The 26,018-nt window shown below is 61.9% G+C and carries 29 protein-coding genes and 1 tRNA gene; 23 read left to right on the forward strand and 7 right to left on the reverse strand.

From position 1 onward, the window contains the following. The first annotated feature begins 14 nt into the window (after positions 1 to 14). Together KUF59_RS19105 and KUF59_RS19110 are read left to right on the forward strand one after the other, a co-directional pair. A complete protein-coding gene (locus KUF59_RS19105; protein ID WP_212460174.1) occupies positions 15 to 284 on the forward strand; it encodes a hypothetical protein in 270 nt (89 codons plus the stop codon). A 144-nt stretch (positions 285 to 428) separates the two neighbouring features. Continuing rightward, the gene (locus tag KUF59_RS19110; protein WP_258769857.1) at positions 429 to 1,058 is read left to right on the forward strand and encodes a hypothetical protein; all 630 of its coding nucleotides are present in this window, start codon (positions 429 to 431) and stop codon (positions 1,056 to 1,058) included. A gap of 154 nt (positions 1,059 to 1,212) precedes the next feature. Here the strand turns inward: KUF59_RS19110 and KUF59_RS19115 are convergent, their stop codons facing one another. Next, the gene (locus KUF59_RS19115) at positions 1,213 to 1,659 is read right to left on the reverse strand and encodes a lysozyme inhibitor LprI family protein (protein ID WP_212460172.1); all 447 of its coding nucleotides are present in this window, start codon (positions 1,657 to 1,659) and stop codon (positions 1,213 to 1,215) included. 261 nt (positions 1,660 to 1,920) lie between these two features. Between KUF59_RS19115 and KUF59_RS19120 the strand changes: the two genes are divergently transcribed. The 8 genes from KUF59_RS19120 (at position 1,921) to KUF59_RS19155 (ending at position 11,241) form a co-directional block, all read left to right on the forward strand. Then, positions 1,921 to 3,078 carry a thiolase domain-containing protein gene (locus KUF59_RS19120; RefSeq protein WP_212460171.1) on the forward strand — a complete coding sequence of 386 codons (1,158 nt, stop codon included), beginning with the start codon at positions 1,921 to 1,923 and terminating at the stop codon, positions 3,076 to 3,078. Further along, the gene (locus KUF59_RS19125; RefSeq protein WP_212460170.1) at positions 3,078 to 3,467 is read left to right on the forward strand and encodes a Zn-ribbon domain-containing OB-fold protein; all 390 of its coding nucleotides are present in this window, start codon (positions 3,078 to 3,080) and stop codon (positions 3,465 to 3,467) included. Before KUF59_RS19120 ends, KUF59_RS19125 begins: the two co-directional genes overlap by 1 nt. Before the next feature lie 206 nt (positions 3,468 to 3,673). Continuing rightward, the gene (locus tag KUF59_RS19130) at positions 3,674 to 4,534 is read left to right on the forward strand and encodes a MaoC family dehydratase (protein ID WP_212460169.1); all 861 of its coding nucleotides are present in this window, start codon (positions 3,674 to 3,676) and stop codon (positions 4,532 to 4,534) included. Between the two features lie 159 nt (positions 4,535 to 4,693). Next, positions 4,694 to 5,572 carry an SDR family oxidoreductase gene (locus KUF59_RS19135; protein WP_212460168.1) on the forward strand — a complete coding sequence of 293 codons (879 nt, stop codon included), beginning with the start codon at positions 4,694 to 4,696 and terminating at the stop codon, positions 5,570 to 5,572. A gap of 105 nt (positions 5,573 to 5,677) precedes the next feature. Further along, on the forward strand, positions 5,678 to 6,631 hold the full coding sequence (locus tag KUF59_RS19140) for a dihydrodipicolinate synthase family protein (protein ID WP_212460167.1): 954 nt from the start codon (positions 5,678 to 5,680) through the stop codon (positions 6,629 to 6,631). Between the two features lie 4 nt (positions 6,632 to 6,635). Then, positions 6,636 to 7,454, forward strand: coding sequence for an NUDIX hydrolase (locus tag KUF59_RS19145; protein WP_212460166.1), 819 nt, complete (start codon positions 6,636 to 6,638; stop codon positions 7,452 to 7,454). 81 nt (positions 7,455 to 7,535) lie between these two features. Then, a complete protein-coding gene (locus KUF59_RS19150) occupies positions 7,536 to 8,453 on the forward strand; it encodes a DMT family transporter (RefSeq protein WP_212460165.1) in 918 nt (305 codons plus the stop codon). Positions 8,454 to 8,553: 100 nt separating this feature from the next. Next, entirely contained in the window at positions 8,554 to 11,241 is a 2,688-nt protein-coding gene (locus KUF59_RS19155; protein ID WP_212460164.1) for a PAS domain S-box protein, read from the forward strand. A 110-nt stretch (positions 11,242 to 11,351) separates the two neighbouring features. Here the strand turns inward: KUF59_RS19155 and KUF59_RS19160 are convergent, their stop codons facing one another. Next, positions 11,352 to 11,702, reverse strand: coding sequence for a GrlR family regulatory protein (locus KUF59_RS19160; RefSeq protein WP_212460237.1), 351 nt, complete (start codon positions 11,700 to 11,702; stop codon positions 11,352 to 11,354). 271 nt (positions 11,703 to 11,973) lie between these two features. On the opposite strand from KUF59_RS19160, the gene KUF59_RS19165 reads away from it, so the two are divergent. After that, positions 11,974 to 12,471 carry a hypothetical protein gene (locus tag KUF59_RS19165; protein ID WP_212460163.1) on the forward strand — a complete coding sequence of 166 codons (498 nt, stop codon included), beginning with the start codon at positions 11,974 to 11,976 and terminating at the stop codon, positions 12,469 to 12,471. A 63-nt stretch (positions 12,472 to 12,534) separates the two neighbouring features. On the opposite strand, the gene KUF59_RS19170 is transcribed toward KUF59_RS19165, so the two are convergent. Then, the gene (locus KUF59_RS19170) at positions 12,535 to 12,918 is read right to left on the reverse strand and encodes a VOC family protein (RefSeq protein ID WP_212460162.1); all 384 of its coding nucleotides are present in this window, start codon (positions 12,916 to 12,918) and stop codon (positions 12,535 to 12,537) included. A gap of 270 nt (positions 12,919 to 13,188) precedes the next feature. On the opposite strand from KUF59_RS19170, the gene KUF59_RS19175 reads away from it, so the two are divergent. The 7 genes from KUF59_RS19175 (at position 13,189) to KUF59_RS19205 (ending at position 18,932) form a co-directional block, all read left to right on the forward strand. Next, complete coding sequence (locus KUF59_RS19175) at positions 13,189 to 13,710, forward strand: hypothetical protein (protein WP_212460161.1); 522 nt, start codon at positions 13,189 to 13,191, stop codon at positions 13,708 to 13,710. Between the two features lie 176 nt (positions 13,711 to 13,886). After that, positions 13,887 to 14,411, forward strand: coding sequence for a hypothetical protein (locus tag KUF59_RS19180; protein ID WP_212460160.1), 525 nt, complete (start codon positions 13,887 to 13,889; stop codon positions 14,409 to 14,411). Positions 14,412 to 14,508: 97 nt separating this feature from the next. Next, positions 14,509 to 14,582 (forward strand) — tRNA-Arg (locus KUF59_RS19185). 420 nt (positions 14,583 to 15,002) lie between these two features. Continuing rightward, entirely contained in the window at positions 15,003 to 16,052 is a 1,050-nt protein-coding gene (locus KUF59_RS19190) for a tyrosine-type recombinase/integrase (protein ID WP_249140519.1), read from the forward strand. 270 nt (positions 16,053 to 16,322) lie between these two features. After that, on the forward strand, positions 16,323 to 17,057 hold the full coding sequence (locus KUF59_RS19195) for a hypothetical protein (protein ID WP_258769862.1): 735 nt from the start codon (positions 16,323 to 16,325) through the stop codon (positions 17,055 to 17,057). Beyond that, positions 17,057 to 17,938, forward strand: coding sequence for a hypothetical protein (locus KUF59_RS19200; RefSeq protein WP_258769864.1), 882 nt, complete (start codon positions 17,057 to 17,059; stop codon positions 17,936 to 17,938). The genes KUF59_RS19195 and KUF59_RS19200 overlap by 1 nt, the downstream gene beginning before the upstream one ends. Continuing rightward, positions 17,928 to 18,932 carry a metallophosphoesterase family protein gene (locus KUF59_RS19205; protein WP_212460156.1) on the forward strand — a complete coding sequence of 335 codons (1,005 nt, stop codon included), beginning with the start codon at positions 17,928 to 17,930 and terminating at the stop codon, positions 18,930 to 18,932. The genes KUF59_RS19200 and KUF59_RS19205 overlap by 11 nt, the downstream gene beginning before the upstream one ends. Before the next feature lie 773 nt (positions 18,933 to 19,705). Here KUF59_RS19205 and KUF59_RS19210 read toward each other — a convergent pair. Further along, entirely contained in the window at positions 19,706 to 19,966 is a 261-nt protein-coding gene (locus KUF59_RS19210; RefSeq protein ID WP_212460155.1) for a hypothetical protein, read from the reverse strand. 210 nt (positions 19,967 to 20,176) lie between these two features. Here KUF59_RS19210 and KUF59_RS19215 point away from each other — a divergent pair, with 210 nt between their 5' ends. Together KUF59_RS19215 and KUF59_RS19220 are read left to right on the forward strand one after the other, a co-directional pair. Beyond that, positions 20,177 to 20,587, forward strand: coding sequence for a DUF3775 domain-containing protein (locus KUF59_RS19215; RefSeq protein WP_212460154.1), 411 nt, complete (start codon positions 20,177 to 20,179; stop codon positions 20,585 to 20,587). Between the two features lie 74 nt (positions 20,588 to 20,661). Then, positions 20,662 to 21,123 carry a host attachment protein gene (locus KUF59_RS19220; RefSeq protein ID WP_212460153.1) on the forward strand — a complete coding sequence of 154 codons (462 nt, stop codon included), beginning with the start codon at positions 20,662 to 20,664 and terminating at the stop codon, positions 21,121 to 21,123. A gap of 22 nt (positions 21,124 to 21,145) precedes the next feature. Here the strand turns inward: KUF59_RS19220 and KUF59_RS19225 are convergent, their stop codons facing one another. After that, entirely contained in the window at positions 21,146 to 21,409 is a 264-nt protein-coding gene (locus tag KUF59_RS19225) for a hypothetical protein (protein ID WP_212460152.1), read from the reverse strand. Positions 21,410 to 21,703: 294 nt separating this feature from the next. Between KUF59_RS19225 and KUF59_RS19230 the strand changes: the two genes are divergently transcribed. The 3 genes from KUF59_RS19230 (at position 21,704) to KUF59_RS19240 (ending at position 23,966) form a co-directional block, all read left to right on the forward strand. Beyond that, positions 21,704 to 22,150 carry a hypothetical protein gene (locus KUF59_RS19230; RefSeq protein ID WP_212460151.1) on the forward strand — a complete coding sequence of 149 codons (447 nt, stop codon included), beginning with the start codon at positions 21,704 to 21,706 and terminating at the stop codon, positions 22,148 to 22,150. A gap of 104 nt (positions 22,151 to 22,254) precedes the next feature. Beyond that, complete coding sequence (locus KUF59_RS19235; RefSeq protein ID WP_212460150.1) at positions 22,255 to 23,127, forward strand: DMT family transporter; 873 nt, start codon at positions 22,255 to 22,257, stop codon at positions 23,125 to 23,127. A 98-nt stretch (positions 23,128 to 23,225) separates the two neighbouring features. Beyond that, positions 23,226 to 23,966 carry a hypothetical protein gene (locus KUF59_RS19240; RefSeq protein ID WP_212460149.1) on the forward strand — a complete coding sequence of 247 codons (741 nt, stop codon included), beginning with the start codon at positions 23,226 to 23,228 and terminating at the stop codon, positions 23,964 to 23,966. A gap of 187 nt (positions 23,967 to 24,153) precedes the next feature. On the opposite strand, the gene KUF59_RS19245 is transcribed toward KUF59_RS19240, so the two are convergent. Both KUF59_RS19245 and KUF59_RS19250 read right to left on the reverse strand, forming a co-directional pair. Continuing rightward, complete coding sequence (locus tag KUF59_RS19245) at positions 24,154 to 24,438, reverse strand: hypothetical protein (protein ID WP_212460148.1); 285 nt, start codon at positions 24,436 to 24,438, stop codon at positions 24,154 to 24,156. A gap of 66 nt (positions 24,439 to 24,504) precedes the next feature. Beyond that, positions 24,505 to 25,956: a cryptochrome/photolyase family protein gene (locus KUF59_RS19250; RefSeq protein ID WP_212460147.1), complete on the reverse strand. Its 1,452-nt coding sequence runs from the start codon at positions 25,954 to 25,956 to the stop codon at positions 24,505 to 24,507. Between the last annotated feature and the right edge of the window lie 62 nt (positions 25,957 to 26,018).

Consider the following 26,018-nt stretch of genomic DNA (forward strand, 5'->3'; position numbering starts at 1 on the left):
GGAGGTCGCCCCCAGTGAGCGAGTGGCTGGCTGTCCACTGGCCCGAATTGTCGTTCGGTTTCGTGTGCGGAGTCATTTGCTCGCTGACCAAGCTCTTTTGGGAGAGAGTCCTGTTCGCGGGCGGGCTTGTCCTGGCGATCTACTTTCTGATGGTTCGTACGGCTGCCCATGCCGGATTCAGGTGGGACAATGAAATTGCCGCCGTTTGCCTGCTGGGTGCACTCCTGGGATGCCTTGTGCGTCCCGCGCTGGAATTGCTCTATCGGAAGGCGATGAGGTCTTGAGCGGGGACGGTGTCGCCCCTCGTGGCGAGGAGCGCGAAGCCGCAGGGCGGGCAAAGGTGCGAAGCGCCGTGGCCATTCTTCGAGGCGCCTGCTGCTCAGACCCCTCAGGATGAGGGCGGAGTATGCGGAAGCCGAGATCGCCAATTGCGCGTCGCTCCATCCGGGCTACAAGCGGATCATGATCAATACCGGGTCTTGGGGGAGCGAATGCGACGTGCGTTGCTGATGATGTGGGCCTTGTTGCTGACGACGCCCGCTGCCGCCGAAACCTTGTCCTGGGAAGGCGTCGGCACCGTCCGCTTGGGCATGGACGTGAAAGCGGCCGAGCAAGCGCTGAAGACAAAGCTGCTGCCTCGGCAGCCCCCCTTCGAAGATGACCAATGCTACGTGACCTGGCGCGCTGACGGGCATGATCCGGGCCTCGGTTATGTCCTCGAGCAGGGCAGGATCACCGTCATCCAGGTCTATAGCTCGGACGGCAAGGCGCCGGAGGTGGTTGACACGCACGGCCTCGCAATTGGCGCTAGGGAGGATGCTATCCGCGGTGCCTATGGGCAGGTCAAGAAGACTCTTGGCTTCTATGATCGCGGCAGCGACGCCAAGGTAGAGCAGGGTTCGAAGGAGGGCGCGAGCGACTATTCGCCGGAATATGTGTTCGAGTTGGAGAGTCCCGACCACAAGCGCTCCATCCTTTTGACGACACAGGCCGGCAAGATCATCAGCCTGTCGACGGGATTGAAGCCGATGATCCTTGAGCCTGAGCCGTGCCAATAGCGTCGGTGTCGTAGGACCACCTACTCTTGGTCAAGGAGCGCAGGTCGCTGGCGTAATCCACCGCTTCTGTCTCCGTGGAAACAAAAGAGGTGGGTTACGCCGAGCGGTTTGCGCTTTGCGCAATCCGCGGGGCTAACCCACCCTACGATTCCGGCTATCTCTGAACATACGGCACCTTCAGTTCGCCGATCCGCTCAAACGTCTTCTCTACCAGGCATCCATAGGCCCAGGTCCGGCTCCCCGAGCCGCCGGGCTCTCCGACGACGCCCCAGCATTCGGCATCGCGATAGGCTTCCCAGGCTTTCTGGCTTGCGGTGATCCGCTCCGCCGAGCTCGGTCCGTTGCCCGATGGTGGCGGCCAGGTGTTTCGCGCGCGCGCGTCCGCTTCCAGCGCCCTCATGCGGTCGACCGATTGGCGATAGATCTGGTCGAGCTCGGCTGACGCTGTGCGATAGAGGTCGTGCAGGCAGTCCCGCTGCTCGGCATTCGATCTGCGATCATAGCACGCCTTGATACGGTCGTTGTCGGCGCGGCCACAGCCGGCCAGCGCGAGCAGCAAGGCCACGCTGAAGCAGGACATGCTGTTCGAAACCTTCGTCAATTCGGACTTCCCGCGCACGCCTGCATCGCTTCCGGTTTCATTGGTGGCCGTGGAGGGCAGGCGGGTTCAACGGCAAGCGGTTCTACTGTGCATGGGGTTGTTTCGAGGAAAAAGAATCGACATGTACCGTCGGGCAGCGCTGACGGCGATTTGCGCTGACCCGCTACCCTCTCGCCCGACGGAATATTTCCGCGCTTGCCAAGGCGCCAGCGGCGGTTCAGAAAAACGGTGCAAGAAGAAACGCCAGCGGAGAACCTGAGTTTGACCATCAAGGGCAAGGCCTACATTGCCGGGATCTACGAACACCCGACCCGGCATGCGCCGGACAAATCAACCGCCCAACTCCACGCCGAAGTCGCCAAGGGCGCGATCGAGGATGCCGGGCTCACCAAGGACGACATCGACGGCTATTTCCTCGCCGGCGACGCACCGGGCGGCGCCTGGCCGATGGTCGACTATCTCGGCCTCAACACCAGGATGCTGCGCCACATCGATTCCACGGAAACCGGCGGCTGTTCCTATCTGATCCATCTCGGCCATGCCGCCGAGGCGATCGCCGCGGGCAAGTGCTCGGTCGCGCTGATCACGCTGGCGGGCAAGCCGCGCACCGGGGTGATGCCGCCGCGCGCCGCCGGCGCCGAGGTCGATTTCGAGTCCGCCTATGGCGCGACCACCCACAATGCCTACGGCATGTGTGCCATGCGCCACATGCACGACTATGGCACCACGAGCGAGCAGCTCGCCTGGATCAAGGTCGCAGCCTCGCATCACGCGCAGTACAATCCGCATGCGATGCTGAAGGACGTCGTCACCGTCGAGGACGTCCTCAACTCGCCGATGATCTCCGATCCCTTGCATCGCATGGATTGCTGCGTCGTCTCCGACGGCGGTGGCGCGCTGATCGTGACGTCACCCGAGATTGCCAAGAGCCTGAAGAAGCCGCTGGTGCGCCTGATCGGCCATGGCGAGGCGATGAAGGGACCGCGCGGCGGCAAGGATCTCGATCTCACTTACTCCGCTGGCGTCTGGTCCGGCCCGCGCGCGTTCGAGGAAGCCGGCATCACGCCAAGAGACATCAAATACGCCTCGATCTATGACAGCTTCACCATCACCGTTTTGATGCAGCTCGAAGACCTCGGCTTCTGCAAGAAGGGCGAGGGCGGAAAATTCGTCGCCGACGGCAACCTGATTTCGGGCGTCGGCAAGCTGCCGTTCAACACCGACGGCGGCGGCCTTTGCAGCAACCATCCCGTCAATCGCGGCGGCATGACAAAGATCATCGAGGCCGTCAGGCAGTTGCGTGGGCAAGCGCATCCGAAGGTGCAGGTGCAAAATTGCGATCTCGCCATCGCCCATGGCACCGGCGGACTACTGGGCGTACGCCACGCCGCCTCGACCTGCATCATGGAGCGCGTGTGATGGCTGAAGCGAAGAAATATCCTGCACCGGTGACGAACCCCGAGACCGCGCCGTTCTGGGAAGCCGCCAAGGCCGGCAAGTTCATGATCAAGCGCTGCACGTCGTGCGGCGAAGCGCATTACTTCCCGCGATCGATCTGCCCGTTCTGCTTCTCCGACAAGACGGTGTGGGAGGAGAGTTCTGGCGAAGGCACGATCTACACCTACAGCCTGATGCGGAAGTCGCCGACCGGTCCGTACGCGATCGGCTATGTCACGCTGAAGGAGGGGCCGTCGGTGCAGACCAATTTTGTCGACTGCGACCTCGAGAAGCTGAAGATCGGCCAGAAGGTGAAGGTGGTGTTCAAGCCCACCGACGGAGCGCCGCTGCCATTCTTCACGCCGGTGTAGTTCTTTCTTCCTTCTCCCCTTGTGGGAGAAGGTGGCAGCCGAAGGCTGCCGGATGAGGGGTATCGCTCCGCGGGGAGGTCTGTTGATGCGGAGCCAACCCCTCACCCAAACGAGTTTGCCGCACTGATCTCGCAGCCCTCTCCCACAAGGGGAGAGGGCACATCGACGGGCAGCGGCGTAAGGAATGCGGGAGGAAACCAAAAAACATGTCCGCCAGATACGAAGAACTCAAAGCCCTCAAAAACCTCGGCCAGAAATACGCCTACAGCGATCGCGAGGTCATGCTCTATGCCTACGGCATCGGCCTCGGCGCCGATCCGATGGACGAGAGGGAGCTCGCCTTCGTCAACGAGGGCACGCTGACGCCGCGTCCGCTCAGGGTGGTGCCGACCTTCGCATCCGTTGCGGCCTGGGGCGCGGGTCCTGGCGAGATGAACCTCAACCGCGTGATGGTGGTGGATGGCGAACGCGACATCACCTTCCACCAGCCTTTGCCGGCTGCGGCCCACATCACCGCCGACTCCTCGGTGGTCGAGGTCTACGACAAGGGCAAGGACAAGGGCGTGGTGATCAGCCACCAGACCGTGCTGAAGAACGAGAAAGGCGAAAAGCTCGCAACGCTGGTCGCCTCGCGCTTTGCCCGCGGCGACGGCGGCTTTGGCGGCCCGAACCTCACCCAGCCAGATCCGCACAAGATCCCGTCGCGTTCGCCCGACAAGACCATCGACATCACCACGCGGCCCGACCAGGCGCTGGTCTATCGTCTCTGCGGCGATCGCAATCCGCTGCACTCTGATCCCGAATTCGCCAAGAAGGCCGGCTTCCCGCGCCCGATCCTGCACGGCATGTGCACCTACGGCATCACCTGCCGCGGCGTGCTCCAGACGTTTGCCGACTACGATCCAAGTGCCTTCCGCCGGCACATCGCGCGGTTCTCCTCGCCGGTCTATCCCGGCGAGACCGTGACCATGGACCTCTGGAAGGACGGCAACGTGATCTCGTTCGAAGCCAAGGTGAAGTCGCGTGGCGTCACCGTGATCAAGAACGGCAAGACGGTGCTGGGTTAGGCGGTTTCGTGCCCCGGACGCAGCGCAGCGCTTCTTCAGCGGTGCGCTGCAGAGCCGGGGCCCATCGCAGCCGGAAAGAATGGGTCCCGGCTCAGCGAAGCAGCGTTTCACGCTGCATCGCGTTCGGGACACGAGAAACAAAATCAGGGAGAAGCCACCATGGGACTACTCGACGGCAAGGTTGCGCTGATCACCGGCGCGGGCGGTGGGCTCGGTGAGGCCTACGCAAAACTGTTCGCGCGCGAGGGCGCAGCCATCGTCGTCAACGACCTCGGCGGTCCCCGCGACGGCTCCGGCGCCGACAAGTCGATGGCGCAGCAGGTGGTTGACGCGATCAAGGCCGAAGGGGGCAGGGCGGTCGCCAACGGCGCCGACATCTCCACCATGGAAGGCGGCCAGTCGGTATTCGACGACGCCATCAAGCATTTTGGCCGCGCCGATATCCTCGTCAACAACGCCGGGATGTTGCGCGACCAGACCTTTCACAAAGCCTCGGAGTCCGACTGGGACAAGGTCATCAAGGTGCACCTCAAGGGCACCTTCTGCTGCACCATGCCGGTGTTCCGCTGGATGCGCGAGAACGGCGGCGGCGTCATCGTCAACACCTCCTCGACCTCGGGCCTGATCGGCAATTTCGGCCAGACCAATTACGGCGCGGCCAAGGGCGGCATCTGGGGCCTGTCCAACGTGCTGGCGATCGAGGGTCGCAAGTACAACATCCGGATATGGACGCTGGCGCCGGGGGCGCTGACCCGCATGACCGCAGACCTGCCCCGCTACAAGGAGAACCCGGGCGCCGCGCTGGGGCCGGACGGCATCGCGCCGGCCGTGCTATACATGGTCAGCGATTTGTCGGGCGACCAGACCGGCAAGGTGCTGGGCGTGTCCGGGCCCCGCGGCGTGCGCGAAATGCGGATGATGGAGATGGAAGGCTGGAAACCGCCGCACACGGGCTGGAACGCCCAGGACATCGTCGATCACGCCAAGGAGATCTTCTTCTCCGAGGAGCAGATCAAGATGGGCGCGCGGCGGTTTTGATAGACAGTCGTTCCGGGGCACGCGAAGCGCGAACCCGGAACCTCGAGATTCCGGGTTCGATGCTGCGCATCGCCCCGGAATGACGAACAAGAGGACAGAAGACCGATGAAACTCACCGCCGAAGCCAAGGGCACCTTTGCGATCGCGCCGACGCCGTTCCACGACGATGGCCGCATCGACGAGCGCTCGATCGACCGCCTGACCGATTTCTACGAGGAGGTCGGCTGCGACGGCGTCACCGTGCTCGGCATCCTCGGCGAGGCGCCAAAGCTCGATGCCGCCGAGGCCGAGCAGGTGGCGGTACGCCTCGTCAAGCGCGCGAAGAAGATGCAGGTCATCGTCGGCGTTTCCGCGCCGGGCTTTGCCACCATGCGCTCGCTGGCGAAGGCCTCGATGGACGCAGGTGCCGCCGGCGTGATGATCGCGCCACCGCCGTCCCTGCGCACCGACGACCAGATCATTGGCTATTTCAAGCAGGCGGCCGAAGCGATCGGGCCTGATGTGCCCTGGGTACTCCAGGATTACCCGCTGACGCTGTCGGTGGTGTTCACCCCCGCCGTGATCCGCAAGATCGTCATGGACAATGCGAATTGCGTGATGCTCAAGCACGAGGACTGGCCGGGCCTCGAAAAAATCTCGACGTTGCGCAATTTCCAGAAGGATGGCTCGCTGCGTCCGCTCTCGATCCTCTGCGGCAATGGCGGGCTCTTCTTGGATTTCGAAATGGAGCGCGGCGCCGACGGCGCCATGACCGGCTATGCCTTCCCGGAACTCCTGATCGACGTCGTGCGCCTGTCGAGGGAGGGCAAGCGCGACGCCGCGCATGATCTGTTCGACGCGCATCTGCCGCTGATCCGCTACGAGCAGCAGCCGGGCGCGGGCCTCGCCGTGCGCAAATACGTGCTGCAGAAGCGCGGCATCATCGCCTCCAGCGCGCAGCGCAAGCCAGGCGCGACCATTACTCCGGCCGCAAAGGCCGAGGTCGATTATCTCCTGTCGCGTGTCGCGAAGGTCGACAAGCGCGCCAATCTCCAACCGCAATCCAGCGCAGCAGGTTAATTGCATGGCCGAGATCGCCGCCGTCCGTCCCGCGTCCACGATCCTCCTGTTGCGCGATGGTGCAGCAATTGTCGACGGCAAGAGCCGCGACGAGATCGAGGTCTTCATGATGGTGCGCCACCATCAGATCGAGTTCAATTCGGGTGCGCTGGTGTTTCCCGGCGGCAGCGTCGATGCCGGCGACAAGGAGATCATCGCGCGATCCGACCTCTATTCGGGCGGCGAATCCTTAAGCGAATCCGATCGCGGTTTTCGCATCGCTGCGATCCGCGAGACGTTTGAGGAGAGCGGCATTTTGCTGGCGCGTCCCAAAGGCTCGACTGCGCCCGTTGATGCCGCGCGCGCCGGCGAGATCGCCGACAAACATCGCGTCGCACTCAACGAGCACAAGGTCAGCTTTCTGAGCATTTTGGCCGATAACGGCCTCCAACTCGCGCTCGATACGCTCGTGCCCTACGCCCACTGGATTACGCCGGAGGGCATGCCAAAGCGCTTCGACACCTGGTTCTTCCTCGCCGCTGCGCCGCCAGATCAGCTCGGTGCCCATGACGGACGTGAGTCGACCGACTCGATCTGGGTGTCGCCGCGCGAGGCAGTGGAGGGCGGCAACAGCGGTCGCTTCATCCTGCCGTTCCCGACCACTCGCAATTTGATCCGGCTCGCCAAGCAGCCGAACGTTTCGGCTGCGCTCGACGATGCCCGCGGCATGTCGATCGTCACCGTGATGCCGGTCATGACCAAGACCGCGACCGGCCGTCAGCTCCGCATCCCTCGCGAGGCCGGCTATGACGGCGAGGTCTTTGAGGTGGGCGCCGCCGGCTGACACAGTTCGACGCACAGCGAACTATTTTGGTCTCCGGCCCCTGTAGATTCCGTCCGCTGGCAACGGGACGGAACGCGCGACATGGACGATCGGCAAACCCCCAACATCGCCGTCGAGCTCGCGCTGCTCGTCCTGCTCGCAACGCTGTGGGGCGGCTCCTATACCTTCATCAAGCTCGGTGTCGCCACGATCCCGCCGATCACGCTGATCGCGGCGCGTACCGCGATTGCGGGCCTGCTGCTGCTCCTGGTCATGCGCCTCCGTGGCGTCACCATGCCGACGGATCTTGCGACCTGGCGCCGTTTCGCCTTTCAGGCCGTCCTCAACAGCGTGATTCCCTGGACGCTGATCGCCTGGGCCGAACGCCACGTCGATGCGGCGCTCGCCACCATCCTCAATTCGGCCGCGCCGATCCTCACCTTCATGCTCACGGCCATGGTGACCCGGCACGAGGCAACGAGCCCGCGAAAGCTGTTCGGCGTCGTCGCGGGCATGGCCGGCATCTGCCTGATCGTCGGCGTCGATGCGTTTCATGATTTCGGCCGCGGCATCGTCGCCGAAGCGGCAATCGTCGCCGCCACCATCTGTTACGCCTGCGCGGCGATCTTCGGCCGCAGCTTCGGAGGGCTCGACCCGATGGCGCCGGCGGCCGGCTCGCTGCTATCAGGCGCGGCCGTCCTGATCCCGGCCTCGCTTGCATTCGAGCAGCCCTGGACGCTGTCGCCCTCGCTGAGCTCGGTGCTGGCACTGCTTGCACTCGCGGTGTTCTCGACGGCACTGGCGTTTGCGATCTACTTCCGTCTGATCCAGACACTGGGTTCGGTCGGCACCACCGCCCAGGCCTATCTGCGCGTCCCGATCGGCGTCGCGCTCAGCGTGGCGTTGCTGGGCGAGACCCTGAGCAAGACCGCCTGGATCGGGCTTGCCTGCGTCGTCATCGGGGTCGCCGCCATGACAATTCCGGCGAGGGCGGCAACAGCGGCCCGCGCATCGTCCTGATGTAGGGGCGTTTGGTTAATTTCCGGCCGATTCAGCTCTATTCCCCGGGGGCCGGAATACGTCGTATATTGCACCGGCCAGGAGCCCGGTTCCCATCAAAATGCCCGCCGAATTGACGCCGATACCCGAAAAGAAGCGTGCGTTCTCGCTTTCCATCGGACAGATGACATTCGGCAGCTTCCTGCTCGTGCTTGCGGTGATCATTGTCACCTCGGCCGCCAGCGTGATCGCGATCCGTCACATCGATGCGACCTTTGCCGAGCTGCAGCGGCTCCAGAGCGTCGGCGACCTTGCCGAGGATATCGACCGTCGCATGAACGAGCTCCGGCTCGCCGCGCGCGACTTCGTCACCGATCCCGGCGCCGGCGTCCAGTTCAAGCAGGTCGGCGAGGCCGCCTCCACCCTCAGCGACATCCTGAAGAAGACCCGCATCGAGCTTGCGCCCGAGCAGCAGGACATGATCGACGGCGTCACTGAACGCCTGGCAACCTATCGCACCGGGCTCGAGCGCATCTCCGCCCTGATCGACCGCCGCGCCCAGCTGATCGCCGGTCTGCCGCCGCTGCGCGAGCAGTTCGACGCGGCGGTCCGCACCTCTGCCGACCGCGAGCTCGCTTCACGCCTTGCCGAGGCGCAGAGCCGGATCGCGCTCGGGCTGCTCGCCCGCAACCCCTCCGCGGCCGAGCAGGCCGCGCAGGGCATGCGCGCGGCCGACATTGGCGATGCCAGGCTGAAGGCGGCGGTCGACAATTACGCCGAGGCCATCATCGCGGTGGCGGTGCGCGAGCGGCAGATCGCCGACATCGACCGCGAGGTGCTGGGCACCGAGGGACGGCTGATCGGGCGCGTCACCGAATTGTTGCGCGACGTCAGCGACCGCCGCGGCCACGTGCTGTCGCGCGACTTCGCGCGGACGCTGGCCGAGGCGAAGTGGCAGAGCATCGTGCTCGGCACCATCGGGGTCCTGATCGGCATTGCCGCGGCGCTGTTCGTGGTGAGCCGGACGGTACGTCCGCTCGCCCAGATCGCCCGCTCGATCCGGGCGCTTGCAGGGGGCGAGAAGAACATTTCGATTCCCTCCGCCGAGCTCGACAACGAGATCGGCGACATCGCGCGCGCCGCAGAGGTGTTCCGCCGCGCATTGGAGGAGGCCGACACCGCGCGCGAGGCGGCGGTGCGCGCGCTCACCGAGCAGCGCCTTGCCGAAGAGAGCTACCGCAAACTGTTCGAGGGCTCGGTCGACGGCATCTACGTGACCACGCCGGCCGGCGACCTGCTCAACGCCAATCCGGCCCTGGCGCGGATGATGGGATATGAGAGCCCGCAGCAACTCATCGACAGCATCAGCGACATCGCCCATACGATCTACGTCCACCCTGAAGCGCGCGTCGAATACCAGCGGCTGATGGAGCGCGACGGCATGGTGCGCGAGTTCGAGTACCAGGTGCGCCAGCGCAGCGGCGACATCCTGTGGCTCTCCGACAGCGCCTCGGTGGTGCGGGATGAGCAGGGGCAGATTGTCCGTTACGAAGGCACGCTGCGCGACATCACCGACCAGAAGCGCGCCGAAGACGCGATCGCCGAAGGAAGGCGGCTGTTGCAGCAGGTCATCGACACCGTGCCGGCGGTGATCAACGTCAAGGACCGCGACCTGCGCTACGTGCTGATGAACCGCTACATGGCGGGTATCTTCGGCATCGAGCCCGGCGTTGCGCTCGGCCGCACCACCGCCGACCTGATGTCGCGTTACGGCGCGGCGAAGAGCGACGAGGCCGACAAACGGGTGCTGAAGGTCCGCAAGGGGCTCGGCTTTTACGAGGAGGAATACAAGGATTCCTCCGGCAATATGCGGCAATGGCTGGTCAACAAGCTGCCGCTGCTCGACGCCGAAGGCGAGATCGAGCGCATCGTCACCGTTGCGCTCGACATCGGCGAGCGCAAGCGGGGCGAGCAGGAGATGCGCAAGGCCAAGGAAGCGGCCGAGACCGCGCTGCGCAATCTGCGCGAGACGCAGGCCTCGTTGATCGAGGCGGAAAAGCTGGCCGCACTCGGGCGCCTGGTGGCGGGCGTCGCGCATGAGGTCAACAACCCCGTCGGCATCAGCCTGACGGTCGCCTCCGCCCTGGAGCGCAAGACCGCGATGTTCACCTCCGAGGTCGAGCGCGGTGAGCTGCGCCGCTCGACGCTCAACGACTATCTCAACACCAGCCGTGACGCGTCCTCGCAGCTCGTCGCCAACCTCAACCGTGCGGCCGAACTGATCCAGTCGTTCAAGCAGGTCGCCGCCGACCGCAACTATTCCGACCAGCGCACCTTCGACCTCGCCGATCTCACCGAGCAGGTGGTGATGAGCCTGCGGCCGGGCCTGCGCAAACACAATCTGACGCTCAACGTCGAGTGCCAGCCCAATCTGATCATGAACAGCTATCCCGGCCCCTACGGCCAGGTGCTGACCAACCTGTTTTTGAACTCGGTCGCGCACGCCTTTCCGGACGGGCGGCCCGGCATCATCGACATCCAGGTGCGTGAATCAGGCAAGGACAATGTCGAGATCATCTTCTCCGACAATGGTTGCGGCATGTCGCTCGACGTGCGCCGCCGCGCCTTCGATCCGTTCTTCACGACCAGGCGCGACCAGGGCGGCACCGGGCTCGGGCTGCACATCGTCTACAGCATCGTCACCAACCGCCTTGGCGGGCGGCTCGATCTCGACTCCGAGGCGGGTGAGGGCACGCGCATCCAGATGATTTTGCCGCGCGTCGCGCCGCTGGAGCAGGCCGCCGAGTAGTTCGCGGTCTATAGCGCTTTCAAGCGAAGTGGATACTGGTTCACGTCAAGAAGACGCGTCAAAACAAGAATCTAGAGACCCGTTCCGATTTCATCGGAACGGAAAAGGCTCTAGTTGGTATCAGCGAGCCTGCGCAAGGTTGCGCCAAAAATCTGGCTGGCCTTGCCGACGAGCGCGGTTCCCGTCATCTCCGCGTGTGTCTCGGTGAAGGTGCCGGTGACGCCGATACCGACCGGCGCCGGTCCGCCGAACAGCGGGTTGTCGTCATTGCGCGGAGAGGTGTGCCGCTGCACCAGCACCTCGCCCCTGAAGGTGTTGTCCTTCACGGTGTAGCTGCCGGTGTAATAGAGATAGGCATCGCCGCCGAGGATCTGCCCGTCGCGAAACAGGATCACGCCGCTGCCTTTGCCGACGCGCCCATCGAGCAGCGTCACATGTATCGAGTAGAGGCCGTTCTTCATCGCGTCCCGCGGCCGGTCGCCTTCGCCCTCGGCCGACCGGTCCATCTTTTATGCCAAAGCGCGTTGGCCCGCGCAACGCGGCAGTTTGGTTGCAGACCGCACCTCACGCCAACTCGCGAACCGTAGTTGTCCCGGCTTGCGGTGACGCTTGTGTGACGGCCTGATGGTGCGGCGAGGCCAAGTCCGACGAATCAAGTCAGGCGCATCAAACTGGCCCGCGAAATGCATAACAATCGTTGCACTGGCCGCGGGGTGCTGGAGCAAGACAAACATGACAAACTGGATCGATTCCGGCGGCGATCAGCCGCGCCTGTACGGTATGCGTCTGGACAATGTCAGGTGTGAAGCCAGGCGGTGGCGGATCGGAAGCGCGACGCGCTGGCGCGGCGTGCTCCAACTGAGTTGCGCCGTGCTTTTGATAGCGCTCGCTACGCCATACGGACATGCGCGCGATGACGGGCGCTACGCCAATTCGCCGCTGAAGGAATGGTTTGACAGCTTGCGAAGCGGCAAAGGGCCGTGCTGCTCCGACGCTGACGGCTCGGCGATCTCGGATTCCGATTGGGAAAGCAAGGACGGGCGCTACCGCGTGCGCGTGCCGCGCTACGGCTATTTGCTCGACGGGCAGCAGCAGGAGCTGGTCTGGGTCGACGTGCCCGACGACGCCGTGATCTCGGAACCCAATCGCGTCGGGCGCACCATGGTGTGGCCGATCTACGGCTACATGGGCGTTAACATCCGCTGCTTCATGCCGGGGTCGATGACCTGATCATCGCGCCATCGTCGGCGCCACTCCTCGGAGTGACGCCGGGCGCGGTGCGAGCACGCCGCCTCAGGTGTATTTCTTGTCGCGCTCGAGCAGCTCGACCGAGATGTTTTCCGGGCCGCGGATGAAGCAGACGCGAACGCCGGGGCGGATGGTCGTCGGCTCGCGCGTGAATTCGACGCCCTTGGCCTTGATCTCGGCGGCGACCGCGTCGATGTCCTTTACGGTGAGGCCGATATGGTCGAGGCCCTGATGCGGGTGCGGGGGCGGCGGGTTCATCGGCTTATTGGGCTCGAGCGGCGCAATGAAGATGTTGGCGCCGCCAAGCTTGACGTCGATGCGTCCAGGACCGCGTACGATCTCGCCGCCCAGCACATCCCTCAGCCAGACTGCCGTCGCCTCCGGATCGGGGCTGCGCAAGTGAACGTGATCCCAGGTGACGACAGGCATTTCCATTTCCTCCATGAAGCCTTGCGGCATTGCACCGTATGTTAGAGCGTTTTCAAGCGAAGTGGACCCCGGTTCGCGTCAAGAAGACGCGTCAAGAACGAGAATCTAGATCCCATCGCGCAATGATCACACACGGCGGTCGGCCGGAGGGAACCCGGAGCGATCCTGCGGGTTGAACAACGCGCGGTGGTCCGCCGTCAAACGGCCGTATCGGCGCGCTAGCGGAAAGCAGGGCAAGTGGGCGACGCCTTGCCCGACATTCGGTGACGCATGAGCGCTGGGCTTAGCCGTATCGAACGTATCAGCTTCGGCAAGCGAAGCCTGGTGCTGCTCTTCGCCCTCATGCTCCTCGGCCTTGGCGCCTGGCTGTTCCTGCCCGCCTCCAACGGTCATGTCGCGGGGACCAAGCCGCCGTCCGCGAACCTCGCTTCCCTCCAGACCGATCCTTCGGCCTCCGAGGCCGCCACGGTCGGCCTCGCGGCATCGTCGGCCGATGCGGCCGAGCTCCAGGGGCTGCGAATCTCCTCGCAGACCTGGCGACGCGGCGGGCTCGGGTCGAAGGCGCTGGTGACCTTCACCTTGCGAAACGACAACGACTACGCCGTGAAGGATGTCGAGATCGCCTGCGCCTTCAACCGGCGCGACGGCAGCCATCTGACGGACCGCAGGCGCGTGCTTCCCGAAACCGTGAGCATGAAGAGCCGCAAGACCTTTGCGCAGGTTCACATCGGCTTCGTCAATATCAATGCCAGCCAGGCGAAGTGCTCGGCGGTTGCTGCACGCCGTACGTAAAGGTCGGCCGTAAAGGGCGGCGCGTTCCGGTAGCGGAAAAGTTACCCTCATCCTCCCAATCGCCAAAGAATCCGGCGTTCCCGTTGAACCTGTCGCCGTGAGCAGGAACCAATTAAAGGATCGCCGGTTTTAAGGCGGAGAGCCTGTGCGCCAATGCGTGGGGCGGAGCGCTACCAATGCCCATCTTTCGCTATTTCGTCTTCGTCGGCGGGGCGCTGCTCGCCCTGTTGTTCGGTGTGAACCTGGTTCTGCCGCAAACTGCGCATGTCGAGGCCGTCACCACGGCCGTCTCCAGCGCCGACGTCCCGATGATCCGGATCCGCTCCGAACGAAAGCTGCCCGAGCGGGTGGTTCTCGACACCAGCGGGCCGACGATCGTGCCGGCGGTGACGACTGCCGAAGTCGTTGCTCCGCAATCCCAGGCGTTGGCCGATCTGTCGGCCAAGGCGCGGGTGCGCGATACTTTTGCCCAGTTCTCGCCGGAACCGAAGGCCGACTCCGCGGCCGGCAAGAAGGTCGAGGCCAAGCCGCAAGTGGCGCAGGCCGTGCCGCCATCCTCGCCGCCGAAGCACAAGGTTGCCAGGACGCGCTCGATGCAGCCGCAATATTATGGGCCGCAGTACGGCTATGGGCCGCAGTACGGCCGTCCCATGCTGATGGCTCAGCAGCCGCATTACGGCCTCTTCAACAACACCTGGTAAGCTCGTCCGGTCTCCTGCAATTGCGCGGGTGGGGCTTTTGCTCCGCGAACCTCTCTGCTAATCCGACCACGAGATTGGCCCGGCGTCCGGGCCGCACGCGCTCGTAGCTCAGCTGGATAGAGCATCGGATTTCGATTCCGAGGGTCGGAGGTTCGAATCCTTCCGAGCGCGCCCGAAATCTCCTCCCGATTGGCGGGAGTCTCCTGTACCTATTTGAAAAGCCTGGACTTTCATGCGCTCGACCAGCTAGCATTGGGTGGCTAACGAGGGTGTAACATTTTAGCCGCCTCTAGCGCTCCATACCATCAGACCTTTTCAACGGCTTTTGCCATGAGTGAGTACCTTACGAAGCGCAAGGGCTTCTGGCATTTCGCCAGGCGGGTGCCCAAAGAATTCGCGGATTTCGACCGGCGGGTCGTAGTGAGGCAATCCACGAAGATTCGGTGTTCGGAGGATCGAAGCGGCCGACGGGCGGCGGCTGTGGCTGAGGCCCTAAATCGGGACCTTGAGGGTTATTGGCTCGGCTTATCCAGAGGGCCCGGGGAAGAGGTTAAGGAGCGATACGAGCAATCTCGACGGAGAGCTCGGGCGTTGGGCTTCGAGTACATCGAGGCCGATGCACTGGCAAAACGCGAAACCGCCGAAATTCTCAAGAGAGTGGAGAAGCTTCTTGAGGATGGCCATGCAGACGATCCTGACGCTCGCGCGGCCTTATTGGGAGCAGTACCGAAGCCGGCGATCCTCGTGAGCGACATCTTTGTAGAGTATGAGCGTCAGGTAGCGGCCGAGATGACCGATATGTCGCCGAACCAGCGTCGGCGCTGGGCCAACGAGCGCAAGCTAGCCGTGAAGTATCTCATAAAGGTCATTGGAGATAAGCCCGTTAATCGCATCACGGGGGAGGATGCACTCGACTTCAGTGATTGGTGGCGCGATCGGGTTCAGCACGGAACTGTGTCCGCAAAGACTGCCAACAAGGGCATTGGTAATCTAAGCCGCATGCTTAAGGTAATAAATCGCCGGCATCGACTTGGGCTCCCTGATGTTTTTTCCGGTATGCGACTCGATCGAGTGGTCAACCGGTCGCGCGAACCATTTGACGTCAACTTTATTCAGAACAGTCTTCTTGAGGGTGGGACTCTCATGGGTCTCAATCCGGAAGCTCGCCGAACTGTTTTCCTGATAGCCGAAACAGGCCTCAGGCTGTCGGAAGCGATCAACTTGACACGGGAGACGATACAGTTGGATTGCGAAGTACCTCATGTGCAAGTTAGGCCAGATGGTCGTCGCATGAAGACCGAGCAGTCACGACGTGACATACCCTTGGTTGGAGTGGCTCTTGAAGCAATGAAGCTGCAACCGAACGGCTTCCCGCAATACCGGGACAAAAATGCGAGTCTCTCGGCCGTCTTGAACAAATTCCTCGAAACAAGAAATCTTCGGACGGAGCGTAAGCTTACAATTTATTCGCTTAGACACAGCTTCAAGGACCGCCTCATTGCTGCCGAGGCGCCCGATAGCATTATCGACGAGCTCATGGGTCATAAGACCTACAAGCCCAAATATGGGAGAGGCGCCACCCTGGATCTAAAACAGAAATGGCTGCTCAAGATCGCGCTCCGCGCTCCCGCTACGCTGTGATGATCTGGAATTTTCCCTTGAGTACTCGCATTGGTTGAGCGATAACAGGATCCCTTAGGGGAGGGGCAGCCATGCGGATTCCGAGGAACGGAGAACGGGAAACTTTGGCCACGAGCCGCTGCATCGATTTTCCGCAGGGGTCATATCCGTTTATTGTTATCGCGAAATGAAATTGGCTTAAGCCATTGATTTTATGACATATTATGTCTTGTTGGCTCCCTCGATACGACTAAATTGTCTGCATCGGCCAACTTGTAAGGCGGGCACCGAATGAATAATAACAATGAGCGGACCTCCGCAGCCCCCTCAATCGTTACCGGTGCTATGTCAGCGTACCCTTCAATCACACCTCCAGGAGCGCTCGATGCAGCTTTAGCGCCTCTGGCGGAGCTTAGCGATTTCGAGTTTCAGGGACTGCTTTTCGCGACATCGAAACCTCGTTCGTTTTTGCTGAGTTCGAAGGAACTAAAGGGTCTTCGAGAACAAATTCCTTCTGTTGCCAGCAACCTGCCTTTCCTGCTGTCCGCTCTCTCCTTTCTGTATTCCAGAATAGATGCACTTGGAGAAGTGTCGGAGCCCTTCGATCAGGTGATAGCTCGGCTGGTCGACGAACTCGATTTCCAGATGCTTGACGCCCAAAAGAAGGCGACGATTCAGAAGCGTCTAGAAGAACTTCTAAAGAAAAATCCAGGCTTTGGACGGTTTCAGAAAATTCTGCGACTTCAGGATGGATTCATTCCCAACGCGACTAGATTTCGATCGATGGTCGATTTGCGTCCAGATTTTGGTGAAAGCGACGACAGCCTCGAATACAAAGGCGTTATTACTACAATCCAATTTCGGGTAGTCACCGATTCAAGTAACCCGTCGCTCCAAGAAATGATCTTTCAAGTCAACGAAGAAGTCTTGGAAGACTTGCGAAAGGCTGTCGATAGGGCACAGAAAAAAATCGCACTTCTCAAGCAAGAGCCGAAGTTGGCTGGGCAAATTTTAGGGATCGATTGATGTCCTTATCCTTTCCGCCCTTTCTTGCGTTTTCTGGAGCCGGCGTAGCCGGTCCGCGAAAGGAAATTATCGGCCTTGCTCGTCGCGCGACCTATCATGGGCATCCGCAGCACGTTGCTGAGAAGATCACGCTGAATGCCGTTCAACAGTTTAGTGATGCCTTCGTTATCGTCGTAGTTGACGATTGGTCGGGTCTTCATGGATGGCACAGCCACGAGCCCGTTGTGGACAATAATTTTCTATTGAGCGCTCACCGCAATGTCGCTCGGAGGATGAGTGACAGTGTTACTCAAGTAACGAAGGTCGAGACGCTTCTACTCTCTTTAGACAAAGATAATGCCGCAACGCCTGTGGTGGAGCATTTTGAACCTGCTTGGGAGCATCACGAAACAGGAGAGCCGCAGGGACGTTTGAGTTTTTCGGAAACCTTCTTACCCTCAAACGAGGCTGTCTCCATTTGGATTGACGCGCTGAGACAGAAGGCCATCGACGCGAGACGGAAGGATATTGAACTAGCTTTTGCCGCCGCGTCTCCGCAGGAACGCTTTCACGAATTTGCTAACCTGTTCCGTTCAACCATTGGTTCGTTCGCGCAGTTCACGCGATATGAGGGGGGTGATCCAACGATCATCCGATCCGGCCAATTCATGGCCAATTTTCAAAGGGCGCTAAATCAGCAGTTCGATGTGATCCCAAATGACATTCCTCGGTTTAACCGTGTTCTAGCCGAAGATTTTACTCGAGCGTTACGCAAGGGTTGGCGCGTAGAGGGTGAGTGGGGGTTTGTCGAGCAAATCGGTTCCCTTGAAGTAAGGCTTAACTTGAGGCCGGTCGAACTTTTCGAAGATCCTGAATTCGTAGAGTCTGAGGATGTCGAATAACGCGTTAGCTGCGACCTATCGATACGTTCACTTATCGGATTTTCATCTTTGCAATCAGCCCTGGCGGACAAACATACTTTCTCGCGATTTGCACAAGTCGCTCGACACGTTCGATAAACGGCAGGCGCCTCAGAATGAATGGAATTCGATCATTCGTCCCGCCAGCTTCATTCCGGAGATCGTGGCTGGTGCAGCAAGGTTTTGCTACGGGCTCAATCGCAAATTCGATGGAATAATAATTTCCGGGGATCTAGCAACAACCGGGCGTGGTGTTGACCTGGACGTAGCGAAGGATTTCATCAAGACGCCCCCTCTATACGGTCCTTACATACGCTACAACGAACCGACAATTTGTGGCACTGCACTTCCAAAAAATATCCACCTCGTGCCCGGCAATCACGATCGGTATAGCGACGATTTCGCTACCCCAGGATCGCAGACTTTCGGGCTGATGTTCGAAATTCCTCACATGAGGAATCGGAATGGGGACGTCGGCCATTGGGTTAAGATCAAGAGCGGCCGGAAACTTGGATTTGTCTATGCTGATTTCGCCTTACGACGGGTTGACGACGTCAAAGACATTTCAAGGGGTCCCTACGGACAAGGCTTTGCCCATGCGGACATCCTAAATAAGTTAAAAGCGAAAACCCAAGAACTGCGGGACCAAGATATCCCGGTAGTCTGGATCATTCATTTTGCACCTTATGATTGTGATCCCGACCTTCATCTAGTAAACTTCAAGCAGGTCACCGACGCTGCAGTCGCGCTAGATGTCCTATGCACCTTGTGCGGGCACATACACGAACAACAGCATGTCGTTGTGGATGGACATCCTGTCTTTTGCGCCGGTTCAGCCGGATGTGTGGACTCGAAGAACAATGCTCGCTTGCACTTGATGACTATCAAGATCGACGACACTGGTCCCACCGTCAGCCGGCGCAATTTCCGCTGGTCTTGGGACCAAGATGCCTTTGTCGAGGTGGGTTCGGATTGATCTTCGCTCGACTAGATCGCCCAATCGTCAACCGAACCGAACGTGCACGTTAGCCTTTCGGGAGTTGCATCCAAAAAGAAAGAGGCCGCCAAATGAGGCGGCCTTTTCGTGCAAATCGAATTGAGTAATATCTCAACATGGGGGGCAAGGAAGACACCCCCATGAGGTTTTTGACTAGTCTTACCGCCTAATCTCAACCTTGATCTTGATAGTCAGAATGATCATGCCGATCCCCCCTTTCCGCACCCAGATGGGGGCTAGCAGAGGCCTCTGCGCTAGCCGATAAAGCACGGCTTTGGCTTCTGTGGAACTCACGATTTGGAGGCCACTAGGGCGCGGCTAGAAAATCAGATTTGAAAGCCGTTGAGGCCAAGTTCGAAGCAACCTCGTAGCGTGTAACATTGCGTGAATTCAATTCCGAGGTTGCCCATATTGAAATCGCAGCCTTTTTTGTCTTGTCGCGCGGATCTTTGGCCATTCCGAGCGCGCCATTCGCCGGCGATCGTTCTTCTTATGTTCCGAGTAGGCGGATGAGTGCCCGCTTATCAGGCACGGCTGACGCAAATCCGGATTTTGATCCCGTCAGCTTTTCGCCCGGTCCGCCGCGAAATGCTTCATGTCGTCCGCGGCGCCTTGAAGGGCGGGGCGGGCCGTGGCGCTCGCTGTAGTCACGACGCGCGACCGTCGCGCGCGCCGACATCGCTGACGACATTTTCGAGTTGATAGCGCGGCATCACAAAAAGCGAAGGGGCCCCGAGGGCCCCTTCAAAGTCTCACCAGTAACGGTAGCGTGGGCCATACACGCGCGGCGCGTAGCCATAGTACCTCGGGCCGTAATAGCGCCTCGGACCACCGTAATAGCCATAGTAGTTCGGGCGCCACCAGCAGCGTCCGTAGATGTCGCAGACCATGCGGACCTGCTCGACGTCAGGCGCCACCTGCGGGGCGGGCGCGACGGGCATGGCCGAGGCGGCCGGCGATGCCGCGAGCGCGCCAAACAGGGACGCGGCAACGAGGCCAATTCCAAGCTTCATGATGCATTCCTCCACTTACGCGCCCAGAATATCGAACAGGTTCCGCTCAAATTGTGGCGAAGGCGAAATGTAATGCTGATGAACAGTTGTTCAGTCAGCCGCGTCGCCCTGCCGTCATCCTTGATCTCGCGCAATCAGCCCGCGCGCCTTCCCCGCTAGTCTCTCAGGCGTGGGGGCCGGCGAACGCTGGCGCCCGGAAAGTGAGCGACGATGACGACAATTCCGAACCTGTCGATTTCGCCGGAGAAGGTGTTCTTCATCATCTCGAAGTCGCGTCAGTCCGAGAGCGGAGCCGCCGGAGGAGGCGTTATCCTGGAGTCGGGCGACAACGACATGAGCTACGGCCGCGGCGGTCGCGGCGAGGAGACCGATCGGGCCGAGCTCGCCGGCTTCATTCGCGACCTCAATATGGACGAGCAGATCGACCTGGTCGCCCTGACGTGGCTCGGCCGCGGCGATGGCGATCTCGGCAATTGGCGCGAGCTGCACGCCCAGGCCGCCCAGGCCCACAACAGGCGCACCGCTTCCTACCTGATCGGGACGCCGATGCTGGCGGACTATCTCGAAGAGGCGATGGCGCAGTTCGGCAAATCCTTCGAAGAATTCGAAGAGCACCTCTGATCGACCGTTTCGTAACGGTGCCGCGGGCAGCCACGGTTGGCAGCCCCAGCACGTTTCTCCCCTGGAGTCAGACCATGAGCAAAATGAGAATCGACAAGGGCGACTGGCTCGTCGTGTGCGATGGGCGCAAGGCGCTCATCCTGGAGAATCTCGGCGACGAGATGTTTCCCAATTTGCACACCCGCGAGGTGCACGAGCAGCCCAACCCGTCGACCAGCGCGCAAGGGAGCGATGCGCCGGGCCGGCTGCATGCCGCGGTGGGCGGGGCCCGCAGCTCGGTCGAGCAGACCGATTGGCACGACGAGGCCGAGCGGTCCTTCCTCAAGATCCTGGCCAGCCGGCTCGACACCGCCGTGAGCTCGGGCGAGACGAGCGCGCTGACGATGGTGGCGTCGCCGCGCGCGCTCGGCATGATCCGTGGCGATTATTCTGCGCTCGTGCGCAAGGCGCTGCGCGGCGAGGTCAGCAAGGACCTCGTCAAGCTGCCGGTCTATGAGATCGAGAAGCAGTTGCTGGAATCGGGCGCCGGTAGATAGCGGCGTCCGGGTCAGGCATCTCTCAGTAACAGGGGTGCCGGCGGCGGTCCTGGCCGATATAGGCGGCTGCGCTCTGACGGCAGTGATTGGTAGAGGGGCCGTCATAGTAGGCGAAGGTGCCGGCCGTCAGGCCCGGCCCGTAATTGTGCAGATAGCTGATCGGGTAGGGCAGCGGATTCGCATGATAGCGGTGGTAGCGGTGATGATGCCGCGCCTCTGCCAGCGCAGGCGCAAGGGTTACCGCCGACAGGACCGCGAGGGCGGCAAGACGCGTCAATTTGCTCATCTCATTTCTCCGGAACCGGCGCTAACGAACCGATATCTTATAGCCATTTTGGGCAGGCTTGGTACCTGCCAGGCAGGCGGAAATGGTAGCAGATTCCACAGATTCGGTAGTCCCCCGGATCGAAACGCCGGGTGTGGCCCCCAGACTTGCCTATTTTTGGCCTTTTCTGGATGCTTAACGAATTGCCAACACAGTTTGGCCAAGAGTCCAGAGACAAGAGTCCAGCGGGCCGGCCCTTTGGGGGGTCTCTATCGAGTCGGTCCGAATCCCAGAAGGCTTCCGCCCGTCACCCGCATGCGCATCACGTCCTTAAGCCTGTTGTTGCTCACTCTCGCCGCCGCTACGCCGGCGCGCGCGGAGCTGCACATCACCCGCGACCATGGCGGCTATGTCGAGGAGTACAAGGCGAAGTACAAGCGCGTCCGCGACAAGGGCGAGCGGGTCATCATCGACGGCATCTGCAATTCGGCCTGCACGCTGGTGCTGGGCATCGTGCCCATGAACAAGATCTGCGTGACGCCGAAGGCGAGCCTCGGCTTCCATCAGGCCTATTACGACAAGGCCTTCACGTTCGGCATCAAGGTGACGAGCTCGGAGGGGACGTCCGACCTGATGTCCTATTACCCCGACACGGTGAAGGACTGGATCCGCCGCAATGGCGGGCTCACCACCGAGATGAAGAAGATCAAGAACGGCACTGATCTCTGGAAGATCATCGATCCCTGCCCAGAGGAATGGTGAGCGGCTGAGCCGGCCGCGTTGCCGCCAACCGTCCTGCAACGCAACATCGACCCCTTGTAAAATCGCATTGCCGCACTGCCCATCGTCGGGCAATGAGAGCGGCAATGAATCATAATCAAGAAAGCCTGGCCGCGCGGGCGGCGCCGATCCTGTTCGTGGTGCTGTGGAGCACCGGATTCATCGGCACCAAATATGTCGTCAACAACGCCGATCCGTTGACCTACCTCGCCATCCGCATGGCGATCGTGGTCGGGCTGATGGCCGTCATTGCCGCCGTCGCGCGCCCGGCATGGCCCGATCGGGCCGGAATCTTCCACAGTGCGGTGTCCGGCATTCTCGTGCACGGCTTCTATCTCGGCGGCACGGCGATCGCGATCGCGCATTCGATTCCCGCAGGTCTCTCCGCGCTCATTCCAGGTCTGCAGCCGATCCTGACCTCCACGATTGCCAACCGCTGGCTCGGCGAGCGGGTGACGCCGCTGCAGTGGGGCGGGCTGCTGCTCGGCCTCGGCGGTGTCGTGCTGATCCTGCACAATCGTCCCATGACTGGGGAGGCCGGACTCGGTTGGCTCGCCTCTGTCGTGTCGCTGATCAGCATCACGCTCGGCACGCTCTACCAGCGCCGCTTCTGCAATCACATCGACTGGCGCGCCGGCAATCTCGTGCAGTACGTCGCGGTCACCATCTTCTTTGCAGCCGGTGCCTTCCTGTTCGAGGACAGGGTGGTGCACTGGACGCGCGAGTTCGTGCTCGCGCTGGCCTGGCTCGCCGTCGTGCTGTCGATCGGCTCGATCGGGCTGTTGTACTGGCTGATCCGGCATGCGGCGGCGACCTCGGTCGCGAGCCTGTTCTATCTGGTGCCCGCGGTTACGGCGCTGATGGCGTTTCTCCTGTTCGACGAAAAGCTCGACGCCATCGCGGTCGCCGGCATGGCGTTGTGTGCGGCGGCCGTGTTCCTGGTCAACCGGCGCTTCTAGCACGACCTGTGGGGAGGCGCCTTGCAGCTCTGGCGTGTATCGCGCGTCATGCTAGAATGGCCGCGTCATTTCAGCTTCCATTTTAGACGGTGATTTCCATGACGACACCCAAACGTGGATTGCTCGGCGGAGCCCGCAAGCCGGTCCGCATCGCCTGCATCAATCGCGCCGAGAGATCGCTCGATGTGTCGATGGCGAAGCTCACGACGGCGCTGCAGAAGTGTTACGACAAACACTTCCTTCCGGTCTGGGGCTATCCGGTCAAGCTCTACAACACGGACGATCCAAAGCCGACGGATTGGCAGTTGATCTATTTGAATAACCCGGACCAGCGGAGGGGACTGCTCGGCCGCCATGAACTGACCTATCGCGGACAGCCGATCTCCAAGGTCTTCGTCGAGACGGTGCTGGCCGATGACGAGACCGTGAGCAAGGCAGCCTCGCACGAATTGTTCGAAATGGTCCTCGATCCCATGGCGAACCTTTGGGCGGACAAGAACAAGCGCACCGAGTACGCCTACGAGGTGTGTGACGCGGTGGAGGACGAGTCCTTTAAGGTCAACGGGCTGGAGATGTCGAACTTCGTCTATCCGTCCTGGTTCGAGCCGTTCAAGCACCCGCGCGGTACCAAGTTCGATCATCTGGGAAGTCTGACCGAACCCTTCAGCATGACCGAAGGCGGCTACATCATCAAAAGGGTGGACGGCAGGGATATCGTCAAGGCGTTCGGCTCGCGAGCCAAGAAGCGACGCTTTGAGGCGGAGGACCGGCGCGGCCATCGCAGCGAGTTTCGCGATCCGAGCGGGATTCATCTCGCGCCCAGGGGGCGGAAGCGCTAGGCGCCGCCTGGTGGCCAGCCCCCGGAGCGTCTCGCCCGGGGGCAAAGCGCGATGGCTTTAGGTTAAAGGGTCATCGCGCTCTAGCGCTTTGTTTGCGCATGATCTCCGCGCAAACGCGTTCCGCGTTTGTCGCGAGGGAAAACCGCTGCACACTTTTCCGGATCATGCGCTAGTTCGAAAGTTGCGATCAGCGCTTGGCCTTCTTGGCCTTTTTCTTCTTGGTGGCCTTCTTCGCAGTCTTCTTCACCGCTTTCTTGGCTGCTTTCTTGGCTGCCTTCTTGACGGCTTTCTTGCCGCCCTTCTTGGCCGCCTTCTTCGAGGATTTCTTCGCGGCCTTCTTCGTAGCCTTCTTGGCTTTCTTGGCCGCTGCCTTCTTCGCGACCTTCTTGGCCGCGGGCTTTGGCGCTTCCTTCGGCGGCTCGGCCACCGTGGTTTCCATCACTGGCTCAACTACGGGCGTATCGTCGTTCATTGCGTCCCCCAGGGTTTGAACGGAACGACGACGATAGCGGGATTCTGCAACCTGTCAAAGCAGCGCTCAACTTTTGCGTATCCTCGCATAGGCCGCGAGCGCGCGCTCGCGGCCGCGCGTGTGGTCGACGATCGGCTCCGGGTAGGTGCTGCCAAGCACGACACCGGCACTCGCAAGCTCGATCGGCGTCGCGCGCCAGGGCTGATGGACCAGCTTCGCCGGTAGGCCTTTGAGCTCCGGCAACCAGCGCCGGACATAGGTGCCGTCGGGATCGAACTTTTCGCCCTGGAGCACCGGATTGAACACGCGGAAGTATGGCGCGGCATCGGCGCCGCAGCCGGCGATCCATTGCCAGTTGGCCGGATTGCTGCCCGCATCCGCATCGACCAGCGTGTCCCAGAACCAGCGCTCGCCGCAGCGCCAGTCGATCAGGAGATGCTTGACCAGGAAGGAGGCGACCACCATTCGCACCCGGTTGTGCATCACGCCGGTGTGCCAGAGCTCGCGCAGGCCGGCATCGACGATCGGATAGCCGGTGTGGCCGCGCTGCCAGGCCTCCAGGTCGGCGGCATCCCGCTTCCAGGGAAACGCGTCAAAACCGTCTTGCAGGCTCTGGCTCGCAAGCTCGGGGATGTCGAACAGGAGGTGGCGGCAGAACTCGCGCCAGCCGAGCTCGCTCAGGAATTTCTCGACGCCGGGAGCGAGGGCGGGCTCGGCGTCGGCGGCAAAGCGCGCGGCGTGCCAGACCTGCCGGGGGCTGATCTCGCCGAAGCGCAAATGCGGCGACAGGCGCGAGGTGCCGGCCCGGTCGGGCCGGTCGCGGTCACCTGCGTAAGTCCGCGCAGTCGTCTTGAGAAAGTCGCGCAGCCTCGCGCGGGCGGCAGCTTCACCCGGCGTCCAATTGTCGCGGAGGCCGCCGGCCCAGTCCGGCTGGGTCGGCTCGAGCCCGTAGTCTTCGAGGACGTCCGTGGCGATGTTTGTGGCGGATCGCAAGGTCTTCGGCGCGGCGAGCGGTTTTGGCGGATCGCCCATCGCCAGCACGCGGCGCCAGAACGGCGTGAACACCCGCAAGCCGCGGCCTTCCTTGTTGCGAATGGCGGCAGGTGGGACCAGGAGATCGCCGGGGAACCGCCGCGTCTCGACCGCAAGCTTCGCCAGCGATGCCTCGAGCTGCTTCTCGACCGCTTGATGCGGTCTTTGCGCGATTTCATTCCAGTAAAAGGCGCTGGCATCGTTTTCGCGGACGAGATCCGGGATCACCTTGACCGCTGCTCCCTTGCGCAAGGTCAGCGATCCCCCGATCGCCGCAAGACTGTTCCCCAATGCGCGCAGCGACCGCGCGAGCCACCAGCGTGCGGCGCCGCCCAAGGGGCGGCCGACGCTCTCGTCGAGGACGTAGAGGAAGATGACCGGCGCGCCGGTCCGTGCACTGGCCTTGGCGGCGGCGTGCAGGGCCGGATGGTCGGCGAGGCGCAAATCTTCACGGAACCAGACGATGATCGGCCGCGGGCTTGGCATGACGGGGGAGGCCTCGTTTACGACTTGGAAAGGATGTTGGGCCGGCCGGCACTTGCCAAATC

The organism is Bradyrhizobium arachidis (assembly GCF_024758505.1).
Classification (GTDB): Bacteria; Pseudomonadota; Alphaproteobacteria; order Rhizobiales; family Xanthobacteraceae; genus Bradyrhizobium; species Bradyrhizobium manausense_C.

What these genes read in the sequence shown, in the direction of transcription:
- KUF59_RS19125 (WP_212460170.1), top strand. Translation starts at nt 3,078, where the DNA reads ATGGCTGAAGCGAAGAAATATCCTGCACCGGTGACGAACCCCGAGACC.
- KUF59_RS19130 (WP_212460169.1), top strand. Translation starts at nt 3,674, where the DNA reads ATGTCCGCCAGATACGAAGAACTCAAAGCCCTCAAAAACCTCGGCCAG.
- KUF59_RS19135 (WP_212460168.1), top strand. Translation starts at nt 4,694, where the DNA reads ATGGGACTACTCGACGGCAAGGTTGCGCTGATCACCGGCGCGGGCGGT.
- KUF59_RS19140 (WP_212460167.1), top strand. Translation starts at nt 5,678, where the DNA reads ATGAAACTCACCGCCGAAGCCAAGGGCACCTTTGCGATCGCGCCGACG.
- KUF59_RS19145 (WP_212460166.1), top strand. Translation starts at nt 6,636, where the DNA reads ATGGCCGAGATCGCCGCCGTCCGTCCCGCGTCCACGATCCTCCTGTTG.
- KUF59_RS19150 (WP_212460165.1), top strand. Translation starts at nt 7,536, where the DNA reads ATGGACGATCGGCAAACCCCCAACATCGCCGTCGAGCTCGCGCTGCTC.
- KUF59_RS19155 (WP_212460164.1), top strand. Translation starts at nt 8,554, where the DNA reads ATGCCCGCCGAATTGACGCCGATACCCGAAAAGAAGCGTGCGTTCTCG.
- KUF59_RS19160 (WP_212460237.1), bottom strand. Translation starts at nt 11,702, where the DNA reads ATGAAGAACGGCCTCTACTCGATACATGTGACGCTGCTCGATGGGCGC.
- KUF59_RS19165 (WP_212460163.1), top strand. Translation starts at nt 11,974, where the DNA reads ATGACAAACTGGATCGATTCCGGCGGCGATCAGCCGCGCCTGTACGGT.
- KUF59_RS19170 (WP_212460162.1), bottom strand. Translation starts at nt 12,918, where the DNA reads ATGCCTGTCGTCACCTGGGATCACGTTCACTTGCGCAGCCCCGATCCG.
- KUF59_RS19175 (WP_212460161.1), top strand. Translation starts at nt 13,189, where the DNA reads ATGAGCGCTGGGCTTAGCCGTATCGAACGTATCAGCTTCGGCAAGCGA.
- KUF59_RS19180 (WP_212460160.1), top strand. Translation starts at nt 13,887, where the DNA reads ATGCCCATCTTTCGCTATTTCGTCTTCGTCGGCGGGGCGCTGCTCGCC.
- KUF59_RS19195 (WP_258769862.1), top strand. Translation starts at nt 16,323, where the DNA reads ATGAATAATAACAATGAGCGGACCTCCGCAGCCCCCTCAATCGTTACC.
- KUF59_RS19200 (WP_258769864.1), top strand. Translation starts at nt 17,057, where the DNA reads ATGTCCTTATCCTTTCCGCCCTTTCTTGCGTTTTCTGGAGCCGGCGTA.
- KUF59_RS19205 (WP_212460156.1), top strand. Translation starts at nt 17,928, where the DNA reads ATGTCGAATAACGCGTTAGCTGCGACCTATCGATACGTTCACTTATCG.
- KUF59_RS19210 (WP_212460155.1), bottom strand. Translation starts at nt 19,966, where the DNA reads ATGAAGCTTGGAATTGGCCTCGTTGCCGCGTCCCTGTTTGGCGCGCTC.
- KUF59_RS19215 (WP_212460154.1), top strand. Translation starts at nt 20,177, where the DNA reads ATGACGACAATTCCGAACCTGTCGATTTCGCCGGAGAAGGTGTTCTTC.
- KUF59_RS19220 (WP_212460153.1), top strand. Translation starts at nt 20,662, where the DNA reads ATGAGCAAAATGAGAATCGACAAGGGCGACTGGCTCGTCGTGTGCGAT.
- KUF59_RS19225 (WP_212460152.1), bottom strand. Translation starts at nt 21,409, where the DNA reads ATGAGCAAATTGACGCGTCTTGCCGCCCTCGCGGTCCTGTCGGCGGTA.
- KUF59_RS19230 (WP_212460151.1), top strand. Translation starts at nt 21,704, where the DNA reads ATGCGCATCACGTCCTTAAGCCTGTTGTTGCTCACTCTCGCCGCCGCT.
- KUF59_RS19235 (WP_212460150.1), top strand. Translation starts at nt 22,255, where the DNA reads ATGAATCATAATCAAGAAAGCCTGGCCGCGCGGGCGGCGCCGATCCTG.
- KUF59_RS19240 (WP_212460149.1), top strand. Translation starts at nt 23,226, where the DNA reads ATGACGACACCCAAACGTGGATTGCTCGGCGGAGCCCGCAAGCCGGTC.
- KUF59_RS19245 (WP_212460148.1), bottom strand. Translation starts at nt 24,438, where the DNA reads ATGAACGACGATACGCCCGTAGTTGAGCCAGTGATGGAAACCACGGTG.
- KUF59_RS19250 (WP_212460147.1), bottom strand. Translation starts at nt 25,956, where the DNA reads ATGCCAAGCCCGCGGCCGATCATCGTCTGGTTCCGTGAAGATTTGCGC.